This window comes from Bacillus sp. FSL K6-0138, assembly GCF_037982765.1.
In the GTDB taxonomy this organism is placed as follows: domain Bacteria; phylum Bacillota; class Bacilli; order Bacillales; family Bacillaceae; genus Bacillus; species Bacillus glycinifermentans.
Genome location: NZ_CP150286.1, coordinates 262237 through 281848, shown reverse-complemented (window position 1 = coordinate 281848; position 19612 = coordinate 262237). Strand labels below are relative to the sequence as shown.

Genomic DNA, 19612 nt, shown 5'->3' with positions numbered 1-19612 from the left:
GGAGCCGCTGCCGGTTTCGTCAACGGCCCGATTATTCAGATCCGCTCGCCTCGGCAAGTGTCTTCCCTTTTGTTTCCGGCGCCCATGCAATCGATACAATCAGTCCGATTCCAGTCAGGACAGCCATGATGATCATGGTAGCAGACACGCCTAAATACGTTAACGAGTACGGCAGGAGGAATGTTCCTATAAATGAGCCGATCCGGCTGAATGCGGTTCCCATTCCGACTGCTGATGCCCGAATATCCGTCGGGAAGAGTTCGTTTGGATAAATGTAATCCAGAACACTCGGACCTCCGGAGAAGAAAGCATAGATGGAAAAGCCGAGAAGAACAACGAAAATAGATGCGTTTGGAAAAATGCCTAAAATCAGCATTCCGATTGTCATCATGAAAAAAGACCATATGATCACAGGGCGGCGGCCGATTCGGTTGACCAGCAACAAAGCCGGGATGCAGCCGATTAAATAGAAGAAACTGATCACGACTTCACTGATGAAAGAAGTGTTCTCTCCTTTTAATCCAAATGCCCCTAAAATTTGCGGGGCAAAGGTGTAAAGCGCAAAGGTCGGAATTACTTGAAATGTCCAAAACAGCCCGATAAACAAGGTGCGTTTTAAATAAATGCCCTCAAACATTTTTTAAAACGCGTTTTTTCCACTTTTCCGGTTTCATGTGAAAGGTCTACTTCTTCTCCATATACATCTTTAATGATGTCCTCAGCTTCCTCCACGCGGTTTTTGCTTAACAGCCAGCGCGGCGACTCAGGCGTTCCCCATCTCATGACAAGCAGAATCAATGTAGGAACAGCACTGCTGGCAAGAATCCAGCGCCAGGCGCTGTCACCGAGATTCATCAACAGAAAGGCGACGGTATAAGATACGAGAGCTCCTAAATACCACATGGACATTAAGATTCCCAGCATTCTTCCCCGGTGTTTTTTTGGGGAAAATTCAGCAAGCAACGCTGTAGCAATCGGGTAATCGGCCCCGATGGCTACTCCCAATAAAAAGCGGATAATGGTTAATTCAAGTCCGCTGTTACGTGCCTGCCGACCAGATCGGTAATATAGCCAAATAATGCCCCTCCTACTAATAAACCTAAAAGAGCAGAAGCCCCCACCATCGCACTCCAAAATGTCGTCAGATCAAGCTGTGTCGTCATTTGTGTTAAAGCAACGCCAATAATCGTTAAAATGTAACCATCCAAGAACGGGCCCCCGCAAGTATAAATCGTCAATTTACGGTGGAAAGACGTAAAAGGAGACTCATCCATTATGGTTTTTACACTCATTTTACCTGCATGCCCCCTTTTTTTTGAGACCCAAGCCATCTCAAGCGGTATACTAAGTATTTCTCCAAACCCCTTTTTTATACAAAAAAAGACAAGGGCCATTTATCAAATACCTTGTCTTTAGTCGTGTTAAACATGTAAAAAGCTCCTTACTGTTCAGAGCACCTAGTCCAAAATATACATTTTTGATTATATTGAATTAACGGGCCGGAAAGAGAGGGGATGAAATGAAAAAACAAGATTCACAAGACGTAATAGATGAACTTAATGCGATAAGCTCATGGATACAAACCTATGGATCCTATATTCAAGCCATTGGCCAAACGAAATTTTTATCTGAAAAAGAGGAGAAAAAAAAAGAAGGAATTGAATTGCAGATAAAAGGAAATCTGATTCAGGCGTTAGGCAACGGCATTCAGGCTGCTTTGGCTGAAATACAAGGAAAGAATGAAAAAGACAAAAAAGGGGTCGCTTTGGATGTTTTAGGCCCGCTGATCCAATCAATCGGAAATGGAATCGAAGCCGCAGCAGAAAGCGATTAATTTTTGCATCATTCCGTCCACCCGAATACCTCTCTTTTCCGAAACTGCTCAATCCCCGGAAAAATGATAAGGACATGTTTATCGCCTATTCCGCAACTACCCATATCAGCATACATTATCTCAAAAAGGAGGAGATATTAAATTGGATATCAGCTACCATCAAGCTCCTGATTATGTTCCTCACCTTCAACCAGATCTATATCCAGACTTATATTACCGGGATCCCAACCTTAAACAGCAAACACTGACAGCCATAGATCCGGTTGTCAGACACGGATTGCGCGAGGCCCAGCATCTCGGTTACCGGCACGCATTAAGGGAAGCGGTCGCAATTGGATATTTGATGGGAAGAGGCTATCATTATCATAACGCTTGGAAAACCGTTGAATCTTGGTGGAGACCGCCGGGGACCCCGTTGCCTCAGCATCCGTACTAAGATCCATTCAGCTGTTTGAATCCCAAATCAAACAGCTGAATTTTTCACTTTAGAAATGGTCATCCCATCGCCGATCGGAATAAGAAGGGATTCTAATCGGGGATGGCTTGCCGCGGTTTCATTGAATGACCTCATCAATTCGGTCCGACGGTTAGATTCAGCGTCCTGATCTGCTACACTGCCGCCTGCAAGTACATTATCGGCAACGATGACCGCACTAGGCTCTGAAAGCTTGATGCAATACGCGAGGTAATTTTCATAATTTCCTTTGTCGGCATCGATAAAGAAGAAGTCGAATCGCTTATGATCGCGGACAAGTTTTTCAAGGCTTTCCAAAGCCGGTCCGGTCATATATGCGACTTGATCACCGAAGCCCGCTTTCGAAAGATTGCTGTGTGCCAGCTTTGCGTACTTCTCTTCTAATTCAAGAGAAGTTAACGTTCCTTCGCTGCCGAACCCCCTCGCGAGGCAAATCCCGCTGTATCCCCCGAGCGCTCCGATTTCGAGAACGCGTTTAGCCCCTGAAATCGATACAAGCATCGTCAGAAGTTTTCCGGACGAGGGAGTTACCGATATGGAAGGCATTCCGTTTTCTTTTATGGACGAAAGGACTTCCTCCAAAAGGGCATCCTGGCATGGAAACACTGAGTCGATATAACGGCTAATTTGTTTCATCGGGTTCAGTTCCTTTCTCACTTTTGTCTGAAGCCTCATTTCGATCCGATACCTCTGTCTTATTCGGTATTTCCGCCGCTTCCCCTTCCTGTATGTCAAACAATTGAATAAATTCGTTGATCACCATATCAATCGCTTTTAATTCACCGAAATATTTGCTGGATCGATTGAAACTCAGCCTCTTCCAACTGTTTCTTAATGGTCGAACGGTTAAGATTCATCATCTCCAAAAAAGCAATCGCTCTTCCCCGGCGGAACGTTTTTGGTCCGCCTTTTCCTTTTTTATGCTAAGCCGCGATGATGATGTCCCTCTTTTTTAAGATCTTTATGTGCTCATTTTCTGCACGTCTTGAATTCAAATGTATGGGATCATGTCAACGGATTAACGACCCGTCAATGCAAGATATTTATGCACAATCGCTTTGGCGAGACAAGATGATGAATCAATGCAACGAATGGCTGATTGTTTATCTGTCACGACATTTAAATCCGTACAGGCAATCACAGCCGCGTCAATTTCCTCGGTTAGTTCTTTAGAGAACGTTTCCCACAATTGAACGGCTTCGTCTGTTTGACCTGTTTTAATCATTTGTATGATTTGGTTCACACGCGCTTGCCAATGATCTTTATGGATATAATCCAGGCCGTTTTTCAAAAAAGCATCTTGAAAAATGCCCGACTGAACTGTCGGATCAGTAGCTAATAAGGCTATCTTTTTTGAATGTCCGGGTATGGCTTTCATCGTTTCATCGACCATGTTTAAGAGCGGTACTGAAACCGAATGTTGCAGCTGTTGAAAATAGATGTGTGCCGTATTGCAAGGTATCGCAATAAAATCGGCCCCTGTTTGTTCAAGCTTACGGGCGCCTTTTATAATTGCCGCTTCCATCTCTTCATGATTAATGGGTCGATCAATAAAGAAAGGAGTCGGACACGAATAAATCATCATATGCGGGAAATCTATATCATATGTTGCCCCATACATTCTTTGACACTCGCCTACTACTTTATCAACGAACGGCCCGGTCGATTTCGGCCCCATGCCCGCAAGTATTCCTATCATCGTTGCTCCTCCTTTTTACACTGATATTCAAATTATACCATGCATCACCATCACCTGAAGGAAATGACAGAAAAGAGGAAGGTCATTTGCGGCGCATATCCGGGGTGCCTTTTCGTTTGAAAGAAATACTAGTATAATAGAAGCTAAAAGTTTCTCGATGGCATTACAACAGACCTGTTTTCTCCTAAACGGGCGCCTTTTATTTCTGAAGGCGTCTTTTTTATCGAATATCAACCAGATGAACAAGCAAGAAAAGAAAGGAATTGCAGTATGAAAATAAGTAAACACTGGGGAATTTCATTATTGGCAGTCTTGTCAATCGGCCCCGGATTAATGATGAATAGTGCGTTTACTTCAGCGCAAAGGCTGGTGCAGCAGACGTTTCATGCCGAAGCTAATGCAGCTCTTATTCCGTTTGTCGTTGGAGCCGTCGCTTTTGGTTTATTCGTTCCGTTCGGTCCTTTTCTGCGGCATCGAATCGGTGCTTTGAGAACGTATGTCGCCTCAATGTGTCTTTTTATATTGGGCGCATGGATATGCGGAGCATCTCCGAATTTGTTATGGATGACAATCGGCCGCATGCTGCAGGGGATCGGCACGGGGACAGTGCTCATGATGATGATTCCCATGCTGGTCCTTTCATTCCCAATCAGCATTCGAAATTTTGCATTGTTTGTCCTTGTCGGCGGATTGTTCGGCTTTGCCATTTTGGGAACGTTTTTCGGGGCGATCTCTTCTGTTTCCGGCCACTGGAGATGGTTATGTTATGCAGCCGGCGCATGTTCATTCAGCGGAATTGTTTTGAGCCGCATCTTTCTTCAAAACGAACATTCGACAGAGACCAGACATCCCTTTGATGTTATCGGGTTTATCCTGTCGGGAATCGTTTCTGCTTTGACGGTTCTCACGTTCATCGGCTTTTTAAAACGGGGATTGTCCTCTACTTATGTATGGGAAAGTGCGGGGGCAAGTCTTCTCCTCTTTGTGATTTTATTCACAACGCAATGTTACATGAAAAAACCCTTCCTCCCGTTCAAATTGCTGTTGCGTCCAAAGCCAATATTGGGGCTGCTAGTCATTGTTTTAGGTTATATGTGCATGGTGTTCAGCCTGTCTTCCCTGCAAGGAATGCTGAAAGATAACGGGATTTCACACCATGATTTCCTGCTTTTCTATTTATTCTTCATTTGCGGCGTCGGGATCTCAGCGCTGCTCAGCGCCTTGCTGTATGACAAACTCGGCCCGGGCGTGATCGGAATCTTAGGATCGATATGTATCATGGCCGCCGTTCTGCAAGGACTGTTATTGGGCAATCATGTCCCGTTGTATATGTATGCCTGCAATTTTATGATTTTAATGGCCGGCGTCGGGTTTACCGTAGCATCCGGCCTCATGGGGGCTGCTTTAGGAGGTCCGCTGCCGGACCTGGTGCAAAGGATGGTCGCCGTTCAGTTTATTCGACTGTTCGCTTATGCGTGGATACCAATCATCGCAAGTTTTGCCTTAAAAAAAGACATGGCCTGTCATTTGATGAATACCGGCAAAACTGAAGCGGCCCACATGATGACATATCATGATTTTTTCTTCATTTCCTTTATTATGAGCCTGCTGATTTTATGTTTCTCGTTTGGAATGGCGCTTACAGGAAAAGGGCATAAGCTTGCTCATAAACCGCATCATCATAAAAAACATACAGGTATTTCACAGCATCTTCCCCGTCGCGTTCATGACCGGACTCTCGGGCAACTCAAGCACATTTCAAAAAAAATGAGTGATCAAGAATTCAGGCGCGCGCTTAAACAGTTTCAAAACAACACGTAGGGATCGAACGAAAAGACAAGGGATACGCTTGAGCCCTTGTCTTTCTTCATTTTTCAAACATTATGGGTGATATAATGAAACAAAAAACGAATGAAGGAGTTAAAAGCCTTGGATGCAAAATGTATTACATTCTACGAATTCGGCAACCCGAAAGATGTTCTAACAGTCGAACATCGATCGATTGAACCTCCTAAGCATCATGAGGTGCTCGTTCGAATGCTGGCAAGGCCGATAAACCCTTCTGACATCATACCGATTACAGGCGCATACGCTCATCGAATTTCTTTGCCGGCTGTCCCTGGTTATGAAGGTGTGGGTATCGTAGAAGATGTTGGCTCTTCTGTATCACAAGATTTAATTGGCAAACGTGTTTTGCCTTTGCGCGGAGAAGGTACATGGCAAGAATACGTAAAAACATCTGCAGACCTTGCAATTCCCATACCGGGACATATCGATGATGTGACCGCAGCCCAGCTGTATATTAATCCCGTCACGGCCTGGGTTACTTGTACAGAAGTCTTAAAGCTAAAACCGAATGATGTTCTATTGGTGAATGCATGCGGTTCTTCTATCGGGCGGATTTTTGCACAGCTATCGAAGGTGTTAGGTTTTCGGTTAATTGCGGTTACGAGAAACAATAAACATACTGAAGAGCTGCTCAAGCTTGGAGCGTCACATGTTGCAGATTCTTCCGAACTCCCCCTCTATGAAACTGTTATGGATATAACAAGTGGAAGTGGTGCAGACGCAGCCATTGATTCGATCGGCGGTGCATCGGGAAACAATCTGGCTTTTTGCGTTCGCCCTAATGGAATGTTTCTAACCATTGGCCTTTTATCAGGGATACAAGTAAATTGGGCAGATATTATAAAAAAAGCAAAGGTTAACGCCAATATGTTTCATTTAAGAAATTGGAATTAAAATACCCCGGTTGAGAAATGGCAGAGCACTTTTCATCAATTGATTCAACTTATAGCTGATAACAAGCTGTGTTTGATGAAAGAAGATGCTTTATATGACTTGTCACAAGTTAAACAAGCTGTTGAAACCTCTGACATTGTGAAAGGGAAAGTGTTTTTAACAAGCTGAAAGAGAGCCTTTCCCCTGGCTCCCATCACATCAGGAACAGCCAGCCTCGAAAAAAACCGTCCATACCCCGGACAGACTGGTTCTCTTGCCGTGCAGAAACATTTAACGCGGGAACCATCCCGTGCCAGGCAGCATCTTTATTCTACTTATCACTGTTTTTCTTAACGGCTCACACTTCCTTAATTAATCAAAGAATCGCCCTTAGAAATAAAGGGCGATCTTCGATGATTGATCTATTTTGCGGTCTTGGCAAACTCCAATTTATCCTGAACTTTATGCTTTTTAAGAATATGTTCAATTGCATCTGCAGCAGCCTGCAAAGCTTCTATTTTGGTTCCGTACCATATTTGTCCGAATCCAAGGTCTTCTAATTCATCGGCACCTGCGGACAATCGTTTTGAAAGATTGCATGGAAGGTCTGGCCAAAACCTCTCATTTCTTTCAATTTGAAAAGAATGTCTTTGCCTGCTTGGCCGGCTTTGACTTTCACTTCAAATGTCACGGTATGCCACTTCGTGTCGGTGACATCGCCGAACTGGCCCGCTACTTTGCCGTCTGTGTAACGGCCTTGATCATCGTCTTGGTCATCACTGACCGTTGTGCCGTCTACTTTCAAAGTGCCTGGTACATATTCGAGTCCTTCAGGAAGCTCATCTGAGATCTCGAGATTTTTCACAAGGCTGTCTTCCACCGTGTTCCGGGTCTGGATTGTGTAAAGCAGTGTGTCCCCTGCTTCCGGATGGGCCTTATCCTTATTGCCGTCAGCTTTTTCTTGAAGACTTGCCGTTTTCTTTGATTCAAGCTTAGGCTCTTTCGGATCAACTTTGATGTCGGTTCCCGGTTTGTCAGGATCATCGATATTTCCGCCGTCGACTGTTGCTACGTTTTTAATCGTTTTGCCCGCATAGCCGGACTCGACTTTTGCTTGGAATGTCACAGTATGCCATTCGGTATCGGTGACATCACCGAAGTTCGCCGTAATCTTGCCGTCTTTGATAGTCGCTTCCCCGCCGTTGCTCGCTTTTAAGCTGCCTTCAACATATGTCAAGCCTGCTGGAAGTTCGTCTGAAATCGTCAGGTTTTCTACCAGGCTATCCGTTACCTTGTTCCGGGTCTTAATCGTATAGACAACCGTGTCTCCTGCTTCATATTTCTTTTTATCTGTCTCGAGATTTTTCGCCGTTTTCTCCGACTCTAATACAGGATCACGCGGATAAACTTTGACTTCGTTGCTCGGTTTGTCAGGATCATCGACATTGTCGCCGCCGATATTCGCGGTATTAACAATATCTTTACCCGCTTGGCCGGCTTTCACTTTCACTTCGAATGTCACGTTATGCAGCTTCGTGTCAGTAACATCGCCAAACTGGCCTTCTATTTTGCCGTCTGTGGAATGGCCTTGATCATCGTCTTTGGCGTCAGTTACCGTTGTGCCGTCCACTTTCAATGTGCCTGGAACATACTCCAATCCTTCCGGAATCGCATCTGAAATGGTAAGGTTTTTCACGAGGCTGTCTTCAATCGTGTTTCGGGTCTGGATCGTGTAAAGCAGCGTGTCTCCTGCTTCCGGATGATCAGCATCCGTGTTTCCTTCCGCTTTTTCTTGAAGGCTTGCCGTTTTCTTTGATTCAAGCTTAGGCTTTTTCGGATCCACTTTGATGTCTGTTCCCGGCTTGTCAGGATCATCGATATTTCCGCCGTCAACGTTTGCCGTGTTGACAATATCCTTACCAGATTGGCCGGACTTTACCTTCGCTTCAAATGTCACGGTGTGCCATTCGTTGTCGGTTACATTGCCAAACTGGCCTGTCGCTTTGCCTCCGGCGTAATGGCCTTTATCGCCGTCTTGGGCATCGCTTACCGCTTTACCGTCCACTTTTAAAGTACCTGGAACATATTCCAATCCTTCCGGAATCGCGTCTGAAATGGTGAGATTTTTCACAATACTGTCTTCAGAGGTGTTTCGGGTCTGAATCGTATACAGAAGCGTATCTCCCACTTCCGGATGATCCTCATCCGTGTTGCCGTCCGCTTTTTGTTGGATGGATGAGGTTTTCTTTGATTCAAGCTTAGGTTCGTTAAAAATGATCGGTGTGGTCACTTCATTTGACTCAGTATTTTCCTCTTTTTTCGCCAACAAATTGTCGTATTAATTTATGCCTTATTGTGAACTTCATTAACGGAATAATCCGTCAGCGTTTTCACTTTAAATTGAATAGTGACTCCATTAGGCAAATCGGTCGTATTAGGCAAATTCCCCAGCTTGACGTTTACCTTGCTGCCGTCGAAATGGCCTTCGTCACTGTCGGATGCATCAGTAAGATTTTTTGTCGTCGAACCGTTGATCAATTTTAACGATCCAGGGACGTATTCCGTACCTTCTGGGATGAGATCGGTAAAGCTTGCATCTGATGCGATGTCTCCGCCTTCGTTTTTGACTTGAACCGAATATGTCAGCTCATCGCCGGCGTGTACTTCTCCCTGTGGAGAGACCGTTTTATTCGCTGTGACACATGGCTCTGTGCCCAGAAAGATATCATTCAGGAAATTTCCATTCGCTGTGTTTCCACCAGCTGAGCTAACCGCTTCAAAACCGAATCTAGTTATAGTTTGGCCTGCCGGAACCGTATAAGTCCCCGAATAAGTTCCCCATTTTGTATTTCCATCCGACATTTGTCTTTGAACCGGGGTGTCATAAGGATTAGCTGTTACTGCCCCGATACGGAGCTGCATAGTATCAACACCTGCACGTCCCATATGGGATAAGCGCCAATAAATCGTTTGTCCAGGCGTTGTCTTGACATCTTGATATAATAGACTAGGTTCAAACGCATTTAATTCGGCCCATCTATTCCCATCTGGTGGCGCGGGGTATCTTTGAATAAACCCAGGATTATTTTCTGCATAGTTCCAGACCTCTACTACTTTCACTCCTTGGGAATCGTCAGTCGTTTTCCATGGAGGCATCTCAGATTCTTTGAAATAGAGTCCTTGAGTACCCACCGCTGTCCCTCTGACAGCACCTTGCTCAAAACTTCCGTTAATCAGCGCGACCGGAGCCGGGCAAGCATTTTCTGCCGCTGCCGTTTGAGTTGCATCTGTATTTACCTCAGCATGCACTTGAGTCGGGAAAACAGTAGCCGACATGTTACTTGCAACTAATAAAAAGATCGCAAATAGCATAAAGTATTTTCTAAGATGTAATTTGTAAGATCTAGACAGAAAATCTTTTCGCATCAATTCCTCACTCCAATAGTCGTTTTTTCATAGATGACATTTTCAGTAACGGTTTCTGAAACAAAATCCGTTCTCAATATGACCCCCTTTCTTAATAAAAAACTTACCAAAATAGTATTATATTTCACAATATTACAAAATGTTTATATTTAAATTCAAAAAATAAACATATGTTCAAATAAATTACTGTGTATCTAAATAGAAAATGGAAATCGTCAAGGTGAATTAAGATTATTTTTATAACAATTCATGAAACTATCTAATATTTTTGAAAATCTTGAATTCAAAATTTTAGATGCACTCTAAGAACGGCACCTTGCTCCTAAGAAGCTGCACCCTCCTGCGATTTCTCCTATTACATTTGGTCCCCCTATTAAAAAACCTTCCTTCTTTGTAAATCAATAGTACCAAGAAGAACAAAAACACTGAATGTGACGATACACTCATATTTCAAAAGCCGAATGAAAGATAAGGCTTATCCAATATATAGTGTTTTTTCCAAAAGGGAGTTCAATCTCTCTTTCTTTTCCGTTATCCTTCATACCCCGTTCACAACAAGAGGTTCTTTAAGTGTGATGAAAATTGTTTTTCACAATGACTCGGTTTCTCAATTTCCAATTTTCCATTGCATTAATTGTCGTTTTATGAGAATTTTTGGTTCGTTTTACGAAAAAATGACAAGGTTCTTTTTTGACAAAAAATTTTTAAAAAAGTTGTTCATGAAAAAAAACCGTGTATAATCTTGTCCAAGGAAAGAGGTGAAAGGGAACCTTGAAAAGGTTTTTCATATTTATTGTTGCGATGATTCTGCTTTCAGGCATGCCTGAGAGTGCTGAAGCTAACAGCAGTCAGGCGTACAAGGTTGGAACCTCATCTTTAAATGTAAGAAATGCGCCTCAGATCAATGCAGAGGTTATTGGTTCCATACCCCGGGGTTCAGCAGTGCAAGTTTATGAGAAAAAATACGGGTGGGCGAAGGTTGTTTATAACGGCCGCACCGGTTGGGTTGCTTCAGCATATTTATTCGGGACATCTGAAAAGTCTGATCAGCCGTCATATAGCGGGCAAATTACTGTAACCGGCAGCTATGTTCGCATCCGAACAGGGCCCGGGACAGACTATAAAGTTGTGAGAATCGGAAATCAAGGCGATACATATCCAGTCCTTGAAAAAAAGGGTCAATGGGTTCATATTCAAGTGGACAGCACTCAGTCGGGCTGGATCGCAGGATGGTTGGTATCAGATTCAAATCAATCAGGTTCTTCTGCCGTTTCTCGGACCTCGGCTTCTCAACATTCTAATAGTTTAAGAGGAAAAAATATTGTGATTGATGCCGGGCATGGAGGGATCGATCCGGGAACGATTGGCTACAGCGGTTCCCTTGAAAAAAATCATACACTAAGAACAGCATCACATCTTGCTTCTCTTCTAAAAGAAAAGGGGGCGCATGTGATTCTGACCCGCGGGTCCGACCGTTATTTGAGTTTAAACAGCCGCGTTGCGATCAGCAGCACCTATCATACAGATGCATTTGTTTCTGTTCACTACAACTCATCTCCTGTTCATTTGAGCCGCGGGGTTGAAGTGTATTACTACAAAGGAGGCGCTGACAAATCGCTGGCTGCAAATGTTCTGCGCAGCGTATCTAACGAAACCGGATTTCCAAGCAACGGCGTTCGTTTCGGCGACTTTTATGTCTTGAGGGAAAATCCAAAACTTGCGGTGTTAGTGGAACTTGGCTATATCTCAAATCCCGGCGAAGAATCGGCTATACAATCAGAAACTTATCAAATAAGAGCAGCCAATGGGATTGTACAAGGGTTATCTGATTACTTTAGTTCTTAATACGAAACAGATTCTGACTTAATACGACAGCGACCGGGTGGTTTTTACGGAGGTATCATGCAGACAATCAAAAAATCAGGAATATATGTAAATCCTAAAAAAAGACGTTGGGAATATTGGGTTGTAGAAGAAAATAGCTCTCCCATCCTTGTATCATGGCTTAAGCTGGGGCGCTTCCCAAACCGTTTATGACAACTGGGAGTCCAGTTTGGAACGATAGACGAATAAGATTAACGACAGGATATGAACAATTTAAAACCTAACCGTTTGGTTAGGTTTTTTGTTTGGAATTTGCTTGATCCTTCACAACACATCATTGGTTTATTTTCGAAAAGAACTCGTTAAACGCTGATCTGTTTATGGTAATTTGATTTTTTCTTGACCTGCAATTGCCAAAAACCGTATAATGCCGATGCCAGCAAAAGAATGCCTGCTGATATATAAACGAATCGTACGCCAATCAAATCTGAAATAAACCCGATACCCAGAATGGACAGCATAAAAATCAACTGTACGAGAGCTGATCTTGCAGACATAATGTTTACTCGCGTTTGCTCAGTTGTTATGTTCTGAATAATTGTTTCCTGTGCTAAGTCTCTCAGGATATAAGCCGGCCCCATCAAAATAACCAATAAAAGGGCTAAATATGCATTGCTTATAAAACCATATATTAAAGTTAACATTCCATATGAGATAGCACCAATTAACATAAAAGTTATTAACTTATGTTGGAATCTGCCGGAAAGTTTATAGATGATACATCCTCCGATCATCGCCCCTAAATAATATGCTCCATTTATATAGCCCCACCACGATTCGCCTTTATGTAATGCCTCGTTTACAAAAGCCAACGAGACAGCCCCTATCCAAATCATTCCCGCCCATGACTCGATTACATCCATGATGATTATTGCTCTTAGGTTCTTTTGTTTAAACAAGTATTTCCAACCGCTTATTACACTGAAATAGGGAGTACTTTTTCCGATTATAGTGGCATGGTGTTTTGTTCTAAGGCAAAACATGATGAAAAAAAGCGATATCAACAATAAAAGGATCGTGATGATCATCGTGTATCCCTCTCCTAAAAAGGCGATGATAAGACCTCCCAGCGACCAGCCTACAAATTGAAACGTTTGATCCACTGTTGATAATAATCCATTTGCTTTCACTCTTTCACCAGGAGTGATGATTTCGCCAATCAACGCACTTTTTAAAGGCGCAAACCACCCATTAAAAAATGAAATCCCGCCAATCATCACGAAAACGAAAATCATCATTTCAAAGGAATACGTTTGCAAAAGAAAATAAACCAAGCATACTAACAAAACAATTTGGATGAATTGAGAAATCACTACTGTAAGACGAAGGTTAAATTGAGTTGCAACCAACGGCAATACAGCACTTCCTATAATACGAAACATAATACTGATGAATGTCACAAGAGAGGCGATTGCTGTAGAGTTCGTCATGTTGAACAGAAATGAAATGACTGCCATCGTATTTAGAGAAAAACCTAAGTTTGTAGTGGTCTGGCTTAATAAAATAGAATAATAGTTTTTCTTCACAAAAATCCCTCCTTTTCTCCTCAAGGGCATATAACATATTAAAACAACTAGACGATTAACAACACTATTAGATTTCATTTTACATGCAATCAATAACTGTTATATCTAATTATAAAATACTGTAACTTAATATAATTTCCTTTATATTATTGAAATTTGATATAAAATAAAAACTGTATTATATTATTTATAAAGTCTGTTATACAAAAACAGACTCCCTTGCACGTAACGAAACATTCATTTAAAGAGGATTGGGAGGAAATGTTCACCGATTACCCCTGATTTAAGCGACAGCGGCATTCGCTATTTTCAAGCTTATGACGAAAGCCTCGGTCTTTGGCCAGTTCACAACAAAGCTTTCTATGTATCTACCCGTTTCGGCCAAACTCATATTATTGCAAGCGGACCTGAGGATGCCCCGCCGCTTGTATTGCTTCACGGGGCATTATTCAGCTCCACTATGTGGTATCCCAATATCGAGGATTGGAGCAGCAAATACCGAACATATGCAACCGATATCATAGGTGATAAGAACAAAAGCATCCCTGCAGATTTATGCGGTACGAGGGCGGGTTACGCCGATTGGCTTCTTGATGTGTTTGACGCTCTGGGGATCGAAAAGTCGCACATTGTTGGACTTTCGCTTGGCGGGCTTCATACGATGAATTTCGTTTTACGTGCGCCAGAGAGAGTAGAAAGCGCAGCTATCCTTAGTCCCGCGGAAACATTTTTGCCGTTTCATCACGATTTTTATCAATACGCTCTTAGTCTCACAGAGCCTGATGGAGTAGAGAATTTCTTAAAGTGGATGATGACAGACCGTAATGTGTTACACCCGGTTTTTGCAGAGCAGTTTCATGCAGGCGTGATGTGGCAGGATGGATTAAGACAGCCAAAGCCTAACGCCGACGGATTTCCGTATGTTTTCACCGATGACGAATTAAAATCAGTAAAAGTCCCTATTCTATTATTGCTGGGTGAACATGAAGTCATCTATGACCCGCAATCAGCCCTACATCGCGCCTCAACATTCGTTCCTGGTATTGAAGCGGAAATCATAAAACAGGCAGGCCACGTTTTATCAATGGAACAGCCTCAATACGTAAATGAACGTGTATTACGTTTTTTCAGTAAATAAACCACAGTCTTATAATTGTGTAAGAGAACCTCAATCGGTATTCGTATTCTGGATATTTTTATTAATATAGAAATAGAGTCTCTTATAGGCTCTATTTTTTTCGCGGGATTAATGATTAGATCCAGCCTGCTCCGCATAGAAGGCCCCCCACTCAGACAAAATGCTTAAAATCGGCAAAAGGCTTTTTCCAATTTCAGAAAGAGAGTATTCTACCTTAGGCGGTACTTGATGATGAACAAATCGATTGACTATACCGTCCTCTTCCAATTCCCTCAGCTGCTTTGTTAACATTTTTTGCGTAATTTGCGGTAAAGCTCTTTTTAATTCGCCAAAGCGCATATTTTTTTCGCCTAAATACCACAAGATGAGTACTTTCCATTTACCCCCTATCAGCTTCAATGTCAATTCTATTGAACATCTATACTCGTTATCCTTGTATTTCACCAGCATTCGCTTCCCTCCCCAGATAGTATCAAAATGGATACTGCGTGTCACAAAAGTGCCTGCTTACCGTCTTCCGGATTCTATCTATCCATCAGCTTACCCGGGAATGTAACGGCAAAACGGATCGTTCACATGCTAAACGAGCAGCATATATGCAGATGACGTATATTTTTACCGGAATATAAAAAGGATAATCTCCTTAGATTATGCATCTCTCAAGTCAACAAGAGTCAAATTAGATTAGGCATAAAACGATTGGCTGATTGTATTTTTCTGTAATTAGCAGCAGAAAAAATCATACGACTCCGAAAATTTTTTTACTCTTATATATTGATAAAATCTCTGCAAACTTTCAAAATGAAACCCTCTCAATACAACATTTTTTGAGAGGGTCCTTCACTAACTTGCCCTCGAATAAGGCGTTTTATACTGTCTATTTATTTTTCAGCCTTCTCCCCATGCCCCACCTTGAAGAAGGAATAGGAGCAGGAGACTGACTATCCCGCCCCAATTTGTAAGTTGTTCTCGAGTGCTGGTGATATTTTACGTTTGACTCTTGGAATCTAAGGAATCATTACATTTAGTAAACAACATTTTTGTCAAAACACAGAAGAAACAAATTTTTCTTTTTAGCAAATAAAAGCAAAGATAGACTTAAAATTAAATTTATTTGTTCCAGTTCTCCTCTATAAATCGAAGTGCAGGCTGCAGGTTGGTTCTGTTAGCAATTTCAATGACAGTTGGAACCACAGAAGGGTCTGTTAAGGATAAGCTTGGGATTCTTGGATTTAGCCGAAAAAAGCGATCACCCAAAAGATTAAAGCTGACCATGGTTTCATAGTAACCTGATCCACTGCCGACAACCGAAAGGAATGGCAGCAAAGGTTCGTTGGGCGCTCGGTTCAGAAGCACTCCCCAATTTGGAGGAAGATTCTCCAGATTTTTGGGGCGTATGTTATCTGCACTTACCATCCCCCACCCCCTCGTATCTCTTCTTAACCGAGTCGGGGCTTCACCTGTTCCGATGGATAATACCACAATTTCATCCAACGGCACGTTGGCTTTCCCCACTGCAAACGCGATACTAGGTGTACTAGGGTTCGCTGCTACTACATATCCATCCACGTAGTTTTGATAGGCACGTTGCGTCGCGGGAGCACCGCTGCTCCGCAGTATGACATCACTCACTTTTTCATTTAAATAGGGAGAACCAGGAAAATTATGGAATAATACAGGAGTCCAACGATCCAGCTCAGGTGAGTATAATTTAAATGCAGGAACAACAATTCGTTTTTTTAAATCTTTAAGACGAAGATCTGACGGGAAAAAGTTTCGTACCGCTTTAATAAAACCTGAATATGGTAATTGCTGATTAAAAACAGGCCCTCCTGGCCGGGAAATACTGAATGCAGGCAGAATTTTTTCCTTAAAATATTGGAATGTCTCCTGCAGCGATCTTCCGCTTGCTAACGCAAGGGCCGTGAATGAACCGATTGAAGTTCCCGAAAATACATGGGTCTGACTTATTAATTTCGGGTTTTGTTTAACCAGTCTGCTCAACAGTTGCAAACTTAAAGCACCTAAGGTACCACCCCCATCAAAGGTCATGATCCGATATGTTGTCAAAGCTGATTTCTCCTTTCTAATTTGATCTATCATGCAGTATATGTTTATCCAGTGTCTGTTGTATGGATGGATACCTCTTGCGCTAAACGTTGTTCGATTTATTAATATTATTTGTTAGGACTCACATATCAACGAAAGTATTAAATTCAATACACGTGGTAAAGTAAGAAAGAGTAAAACGATATGAAAGAAGGTGATCCCATGCCAACTAACAATAAACCCAACAGATTAATCGCTGAGAAATCCCCATATTTACTCCAACACTCCCGTCAACTGGTACCCTGGGGAAAAGAAGAATTCGAAAAAGCAAAGCGCACAAACAAACCGGTACTCGTCAGCATCGGCTATTCGGCTTGCCATTGGGTGACATGTCTATTAAAGTAACCAAAATAGACAACCAAGGATCGTTGAGTACAAATCCCTGTGATTTTTTTAAAGATGGAATTAGAGAGAATAAACTAACGGTAAGTAGATGGAGGGATGATTGAAGTATGTTAACAAGAGAAGATATCTTTAAACACGTCAAAGAAAAATACGGTACATCGCCTGATTACCCATGGAAAAAATACCCAAACTATGCTTCTTTGAGACATGAATCAAACAAAAAATGGTACGGTCTTATAATGAATGTTACCCTGGAAAAATTAGGATTATATGGAAGTGACGAAATAGATATTCTGAATCTAAAATGTCCCCCTGAAATAAGTGATAGTTTAAGAAACGGGGAAAATATCCTGCCCGGATATCATATGGATAAGGAACATTGGATTTCACTTGTTTTGGAACGTACAGATCCAGAAGGAGAAATTTATTACTTAATCGAGCAGAGCTTTCATTTAACCAAGTAAAGATAAAGAGTGTTCCTGCTAATCAAGCTAGATTAGTGGGCATTTTCATTTAGGATATTATTGTTCTTTTCTCTGTGCCACAAACGCTACTTAAACTATCTGGTGTGTTAAAGGGCATAACATATTAGTCATATAAAACATGTTATGCGCATGTTTTGGCCTTACCAACTCTTCTAAACCTTTGGGGTCGCACACGATTTGCCAAAGGCCGTTATTGATCATACTCGCATTAAATAAAGATCTTCGAATCATAAAATGGCTTCCAAAGGTATTAACTGCCCATCATATAGTATGAGTGCTGATTTTCTCAAGTATAACATTTGGAGAACGTATGTTTTTGAATCCCGTTTATTCAATGTAATTTGAACTTGAATTTTTTTGTAAAGCAACGTTATCACAACATATAGTACGTAACCAAATATATATCAATAGACCAAAAAATAAACTTATATTTCTTATGATGACACAATTAAACATTATATATATTTTTTCATTTTTTATGGAATAAACAGCAGTTTTGTATTGTTTATGGTTACTGTGGCAACCTGAATATAATCAAATTGGAAAGAAGATGTTCCCATTACAAATAAAGGTAAACCCAATGGATTAGTCGCTGAGAAGTCTCCGTACTTGCTTCAACATGCTCACAATCCTGTGGACTGGTCCCTTTTGGGAGAAGAAGCCTTCGAAAAAGCGAAACGCGAAAACAAGCCGGTTCTGGTCAGCATCGACTATTCGACATGTCATTGGTGCCACACTATATTAGAAAATCACAAAAAAATCTATCTTGAATAACAAATCAAAATGGATTTTATGTTAATTTTTTTCTAATGCTATTTTTGCTCCTAAAGAAACAAGGGCTATTCCAGTTATCTTGTCAAAGATAAACTCAACAGACGGTTTTTTAAACCAAGAACCAATGAATTTAAGAAGGTAGACATATATAAGAAACCATGCTAACACTATCAATATGAATATTCCTGCTAAAATTATTGATTGTAAAATTACATTTCCGCTTAAATCAATAAACTGCGGAAGAAAAGTGATATAAAAAATAATAGCTTTTGGATTTAATAATGTACTTGCTATGCCTTGGAAATAGCAAGTTTTGTTTTTTGATCCTTTTTGAGATGCCCTTACAGCCACTTCCGTGTTTTCTTCTTTATTCTCTTTCTTTTTAGATAGCAACGCTTTAATTCCGAGGTAGAAAAGGTAAACTGCCCCGGCATATTTGATTATTTCAAAAAGCACCATAGATTTTGCAATAATAGCAGTTAAACCAAGTACAGACGCTGTAGCAAATATAATATGTGAAGAAACGATACCATATGCTGTCATCCGACCACCTCGACTACCATTAGCAAGGGCATTTTTAGTCACTAAAACAAAGTCCGGGCTAGGTGTCATGATGATTACCAGTGCTACTGTCAAAAACATATATAAATTTGACAATACAGTTCCTCCTCCCTATTTTATTAACTTCTAGAATATCAATAACCTTATCATAACAATTATACTGTTTCAATAATCATTCCTTCTTCCTTAATGAACACTAATCACAAACTTGGACAGAGTTTAATTTGGAATTTAGATTCAACAATTTATTCAACAAATTCTCTAAAAATAACTTGCCCGTTTTGGATTAGAAGCATAATTCTATATCAGTTGTTAGGAACCCACGCTGTCCATTCCTTCAACCATAGACTAGTTTCCTTTAAAAAGAAACAAATAAAGAATAAACTAAACAGCATTATGGTACAGTAAAGTTATATCAACAATAATACAAATGAAAGAAGGTGATCCCATGCCCACTAACAATAAACCCAATAGATTAATCGCTGAGAAGTCTCCGTACTTGCTTCAACACGCCCATAACCCTGTGGACTGGTTCCCTTGGGGAGAAGAAGCATTTGACAAAGCGAAACGCGAGAACAAGCCTGTTCTTGTATCTATTGGGTATAGCTAGCTTGGGTAGCTATACGCACATGTCA

21 protein-coding genes and 2 pseudogenes are annotated in these 19612 nt (G+C 41.5%); 11 read left to right on the top strand and 12 right to left on the bottom strand.

The features are described from left to right. Window positions 1–31: 31 nt before the first annotated feature. The 3 genes from MHB78_RS01745 to MHB78_RS01735 are packed head-to-tail and all read right to left on the bottom strand — an operon-like array spanning window position 32 to window position 1208. Window positions 32–637, bottom strand: a complete 606-nt coding sequence (locus MHB78_RS01745) for an MFS transporter (RefSeq protein ID WP_231947415.1) — start codon at window positions 635–637, stop codon at window positions 32–34. Next, window positions 616–1077, bottom strand: a complete 462-nt coding sequence (locus tag MHB78_RS01740; protein WP_231947466.1) for an MFS transporter — start codon at window positions 1075–1077, stop codon at window positions 616–618. The genes MHB78_RS01745 and MHB78_RS01740 overlap by 22 nt, the downstream gene beginning before the upstream one ends. Next, complete coding sequence (locus MHB78_RS01735) at window positions 1023–1208, bottom strand: hypothetical protein (protein ID WP_231947523.1); 186 nt, start codon at window positions 1206–1208, stop codon at window positions 1023–1025. The genes MHB78_RS01740 and MHB78_RS01735 overlap by 55 nt, the downstream gene beginning before the upstream one ends. Before the next feature lie 311 nt (window positions 1209–1519). Between MHB78_RS01735 and MHB78_RS01730 the strand changes: the two genes are divergently transcribed. After that, window positions 1520–1834: a hypothetical protein gene (locus MHB78_RS01730; RefSeq protein WP_046129099.1), complete on the top strand. Its 315-nt coding sequence runs from the start codon at window positions 1520–1522 to the stop codon at window positions 1832–1834. A 142-nt stretch (window positions 1835–1976) separates the two neighbouring features. Further along, complete coding sequence (locus MHB78_RS01725) at window positions 1977–2270, top strand: hypothetical protein (RefSeq protein ID WP_046129100.1); 294 nt, start codon at window positions 1977–1979, stop codon at window positions 2268–2270. A 27-nt stretch (window positions 2271–2297) separates the two neighbouring features. Here the strand turns inward: MHB78_RS01725 and MHB78_RS01720 are convergent, their stop codons facing one another. From MHB78_RS01720 to MHB78_RS01710, 3 genes and pseudogenes are all read right to left on the bottom strand, one after another. Then, on the bottom strand, window positions 2298–2945 hold the full coding sequence (locus MHB78_RS01720) for an O-methyltransferase (protein WP_046129122.1): 648 nt from the start codon (window positions 2943–2945) through the stop codon (window positions 2298–2300). After that, window positions 2932–3218, bottom strand: a pseudogene (locus MHB78_RS01715) (hypothetical protein); the annotation flags it as partial. The gene MHB78_RS01720 and the pseudogene MHB78_RS01715, both read right to left, overlap by 14 nt. A 109-nt stretch (window positions 3219–3327) precedes the next feature. After that, window positions 3328–4008 carry an amino acid racemase gene (locus tag MHB78_RS01710; RefSeq protein WP_046129101.1) on the bottom strand — a complete coding sequence of 227 codons (681 nt, stop codon included), beginning with the start codon at window positions 4006–4008 and terminating at the stop codon, window positions 3328–3330. A 270-nt stretch (window positions 4009–4278) separates the two neighbouring features. Here MHB78_RS01710 and MHB78_RS01705 point away from each other — a divergent pair, with 270 nt between their 5' ends. Then, window positions 4279–5829 (top strand): MFS transporter, encoded by a 1551-nt coding sequence (locus MHB78_RS01705; RefSeq protein WP_046129102.1) that lies wholly within the window; start codon window positions 4279–4281, stop codon window positions 5827–5829. A gap of 108 nt (window positions 5830–5937) precedes the next feature. Then, window positions 5938–6918 (top strand): annotated as a pseudogene (locus MHB78_RS01700) (zinc-dependent alcohol dehydrogenase family protein). Between the two features lie 367 nt (window positions 6919–7285). Here the strand turns inward: MHB78_RS01700 and MHB78_RS01695 are convergent. Further along, window positions 7286–9019: an isopeptide-forming domain-containing fimbrial protein gene (locus MHB78_RS01695; protein WP_161797065.1), complete on the bottom strand. Its 1734-nt coding sequence runs from the start codon at window positions 9017–9019 to the stop codon at window positions 7286–7288. A 53-nt stretch (window positions 9020–9072) separates the two neighbouring features. Further along, window positions 9073–10155, bottom strand: coding sequence for a DUF11 domain-containing protein (locus MHB78_RS01690; RefSeq protein WP_052948486.1), 1083 nt, complete (start codon window positions 10153–10155; stop codon window positions 9073–9075). 771 nt (window positions 10156–10926) lie between these two features. Here MHB78_RS01690 and MHB78_RS01685 point away from each other — a divergent pair. After that, window positions 10927–12000 (top strand): N-acetylmuramoyl-L-alanine amidase, encoded by a 1074-nt coding sequence (locus MHB78_RS01685; RefSeq protein ID WP_052948487.1) that lies wholly within the window; start codon window positions 10927–10929, stop codon window positions 11998–12000. 57 nt (window positions 12001–12057) lie between these two features. Further along, complete coding sequence (locus tag MHB78_RS01680) at window positions 12058–12192, top strand: hypothetical protein (protein WP_269081992.1); 135 nt, start codon at window positions 12058–12060, stop codon at window positions 12190–12192. A 149-nt stretch (window positions 12193–12341) separates the two neighbouring features. Here MHB78_RS01680 and MHB78_RS01675 read toward each other — a convergent pair whose 3' ends face one another. Then, entirely contained in the window at window positions 12342–13565 is a 1224-nt protein-coding gene (locus MHB78_RS01675) for an MFS transporter (protein ID WP_046129103.1), read from the bottom strand. A 271-nt stretch (window positions 13566–13836) separates the two neighbouring features. Here MHB78_RS01675 and MHB78_RS01670 point away from each other — a divergent pair, with 271 nt between their 5' ends. Beyond that, a complete protein-coding gene (locus tag MHB78_RS01670) occupies window positions 13837–14703 on the top strand; it encodes an alpha/beta hydrolase (protein ID WP_099047012.1) in 867 nt (288 codons plus the stop codon). Between the two features lie 108 nt (window positions 14704–14811). Here the strand turns inward: MHB78_RS01670 and MHB78_RS01665 are convergent, their stop codons facing one another. Continuing rightward, window positions 14812–15153 carry a helix-turn-helix domain-containing protein gene (locus MHB78_RS01665; protein WP_152654478.1) on the bottom strand — a complete coding sequence of 114 codons (342 nt, stop codon included), beginning with the start codon at window positions 15151–15153 and terminating at the stop codon, window positions 14812–14814. A 660-nt stretch (window positions 15154–15813) separates the two neighbouring features. Further along, complete coding sequence (locus MHB78_RS01660) at window positions 15814–16773, bottom strand: patatin-like phospholipase family protein (protein ID WP_099047011.1); 960 nt, start codon at window positions 16771–16773, stop codon at window positions 15814–15816. A 183-nt stretch (window positions 16774–16956) separates the two neighbouring features. Between MHB78_RS01660 and MHB78_RS01655 the strand changes: the two genes are divergently transcribed. The 3 genes from MHB78_RS01655 (at window position 16957) to MHB78_RS01645 (ending at window position 18416) form a co-directional block, all read left to right on the top strand. Then, the gene (locus tag MHB78_RS01655; protein WP_331712174.1) at window positions 16957–17157 is read left to right on the top strand and encodes a DUF255 domain-containing protein; all 201 of its coding nucleotides are present in this window, start codon (window positions 16957–16959) and stop codon (window positions 17155–17157) included. Window positions 17158–17264: 107 nt separating this feature from the next. After that, window positions 17265–17621: an MmcQ/YjbR family DNA-binding protein gene (locus tag MHB78_RS01650; protein ID WP_046129106.1), complete on the top strand. Its 357-nt coding sequence runs from the start codon at window positions 17265–17267 to the stop codon at window positions 17619–17621. A 579-nt stretch (window positions 17622–18200) separates the two neighbouring features. Continuing rightward, window positions 18201–18416, top strand: coding sequence for a DUF255 domain-containing protein (locus MHB78_RS01645; protein WP_046129107.1), 216 nt, complete (start codon window positions 18201–18203; stop codon window positions 18414–18416). 21 nt (window positions 18417–18437) lie between these two features. Here the strand turns inward: MHB78_RS01645 and MHB78_RS01640 are convergent, their stop codons facing one another. Further along, window positions 18438–19073 carry a LysE family translocator gene (locus MHB78_RS01640; RefSeq protein WP_046129108.1) on the bottom strand — a complete coding sequence of 212 codons (636 nt, stop codon included), beginning with the start codon at window positions 19071–19073 and terminating at the stop codon, window positions 18438–18440. Window positions 19074–19425: 352 nt separating this feature from the next. On the opposite strand from MHB78_RS01640, the gene MHB78_RS01635 reads away from it, so the two are divergent. After that, entirely contained in the window at window positions 19426–19587 is a 162-nt protein-coding gene (locus MHB78_RS01635; RefSeq protein ID WP_023857722.1) for a DUF255 domain-containing protein, read from the top strand. The last annotated feature ends 25 nt before the right edge of the window (window positions 19588–19612 follow it).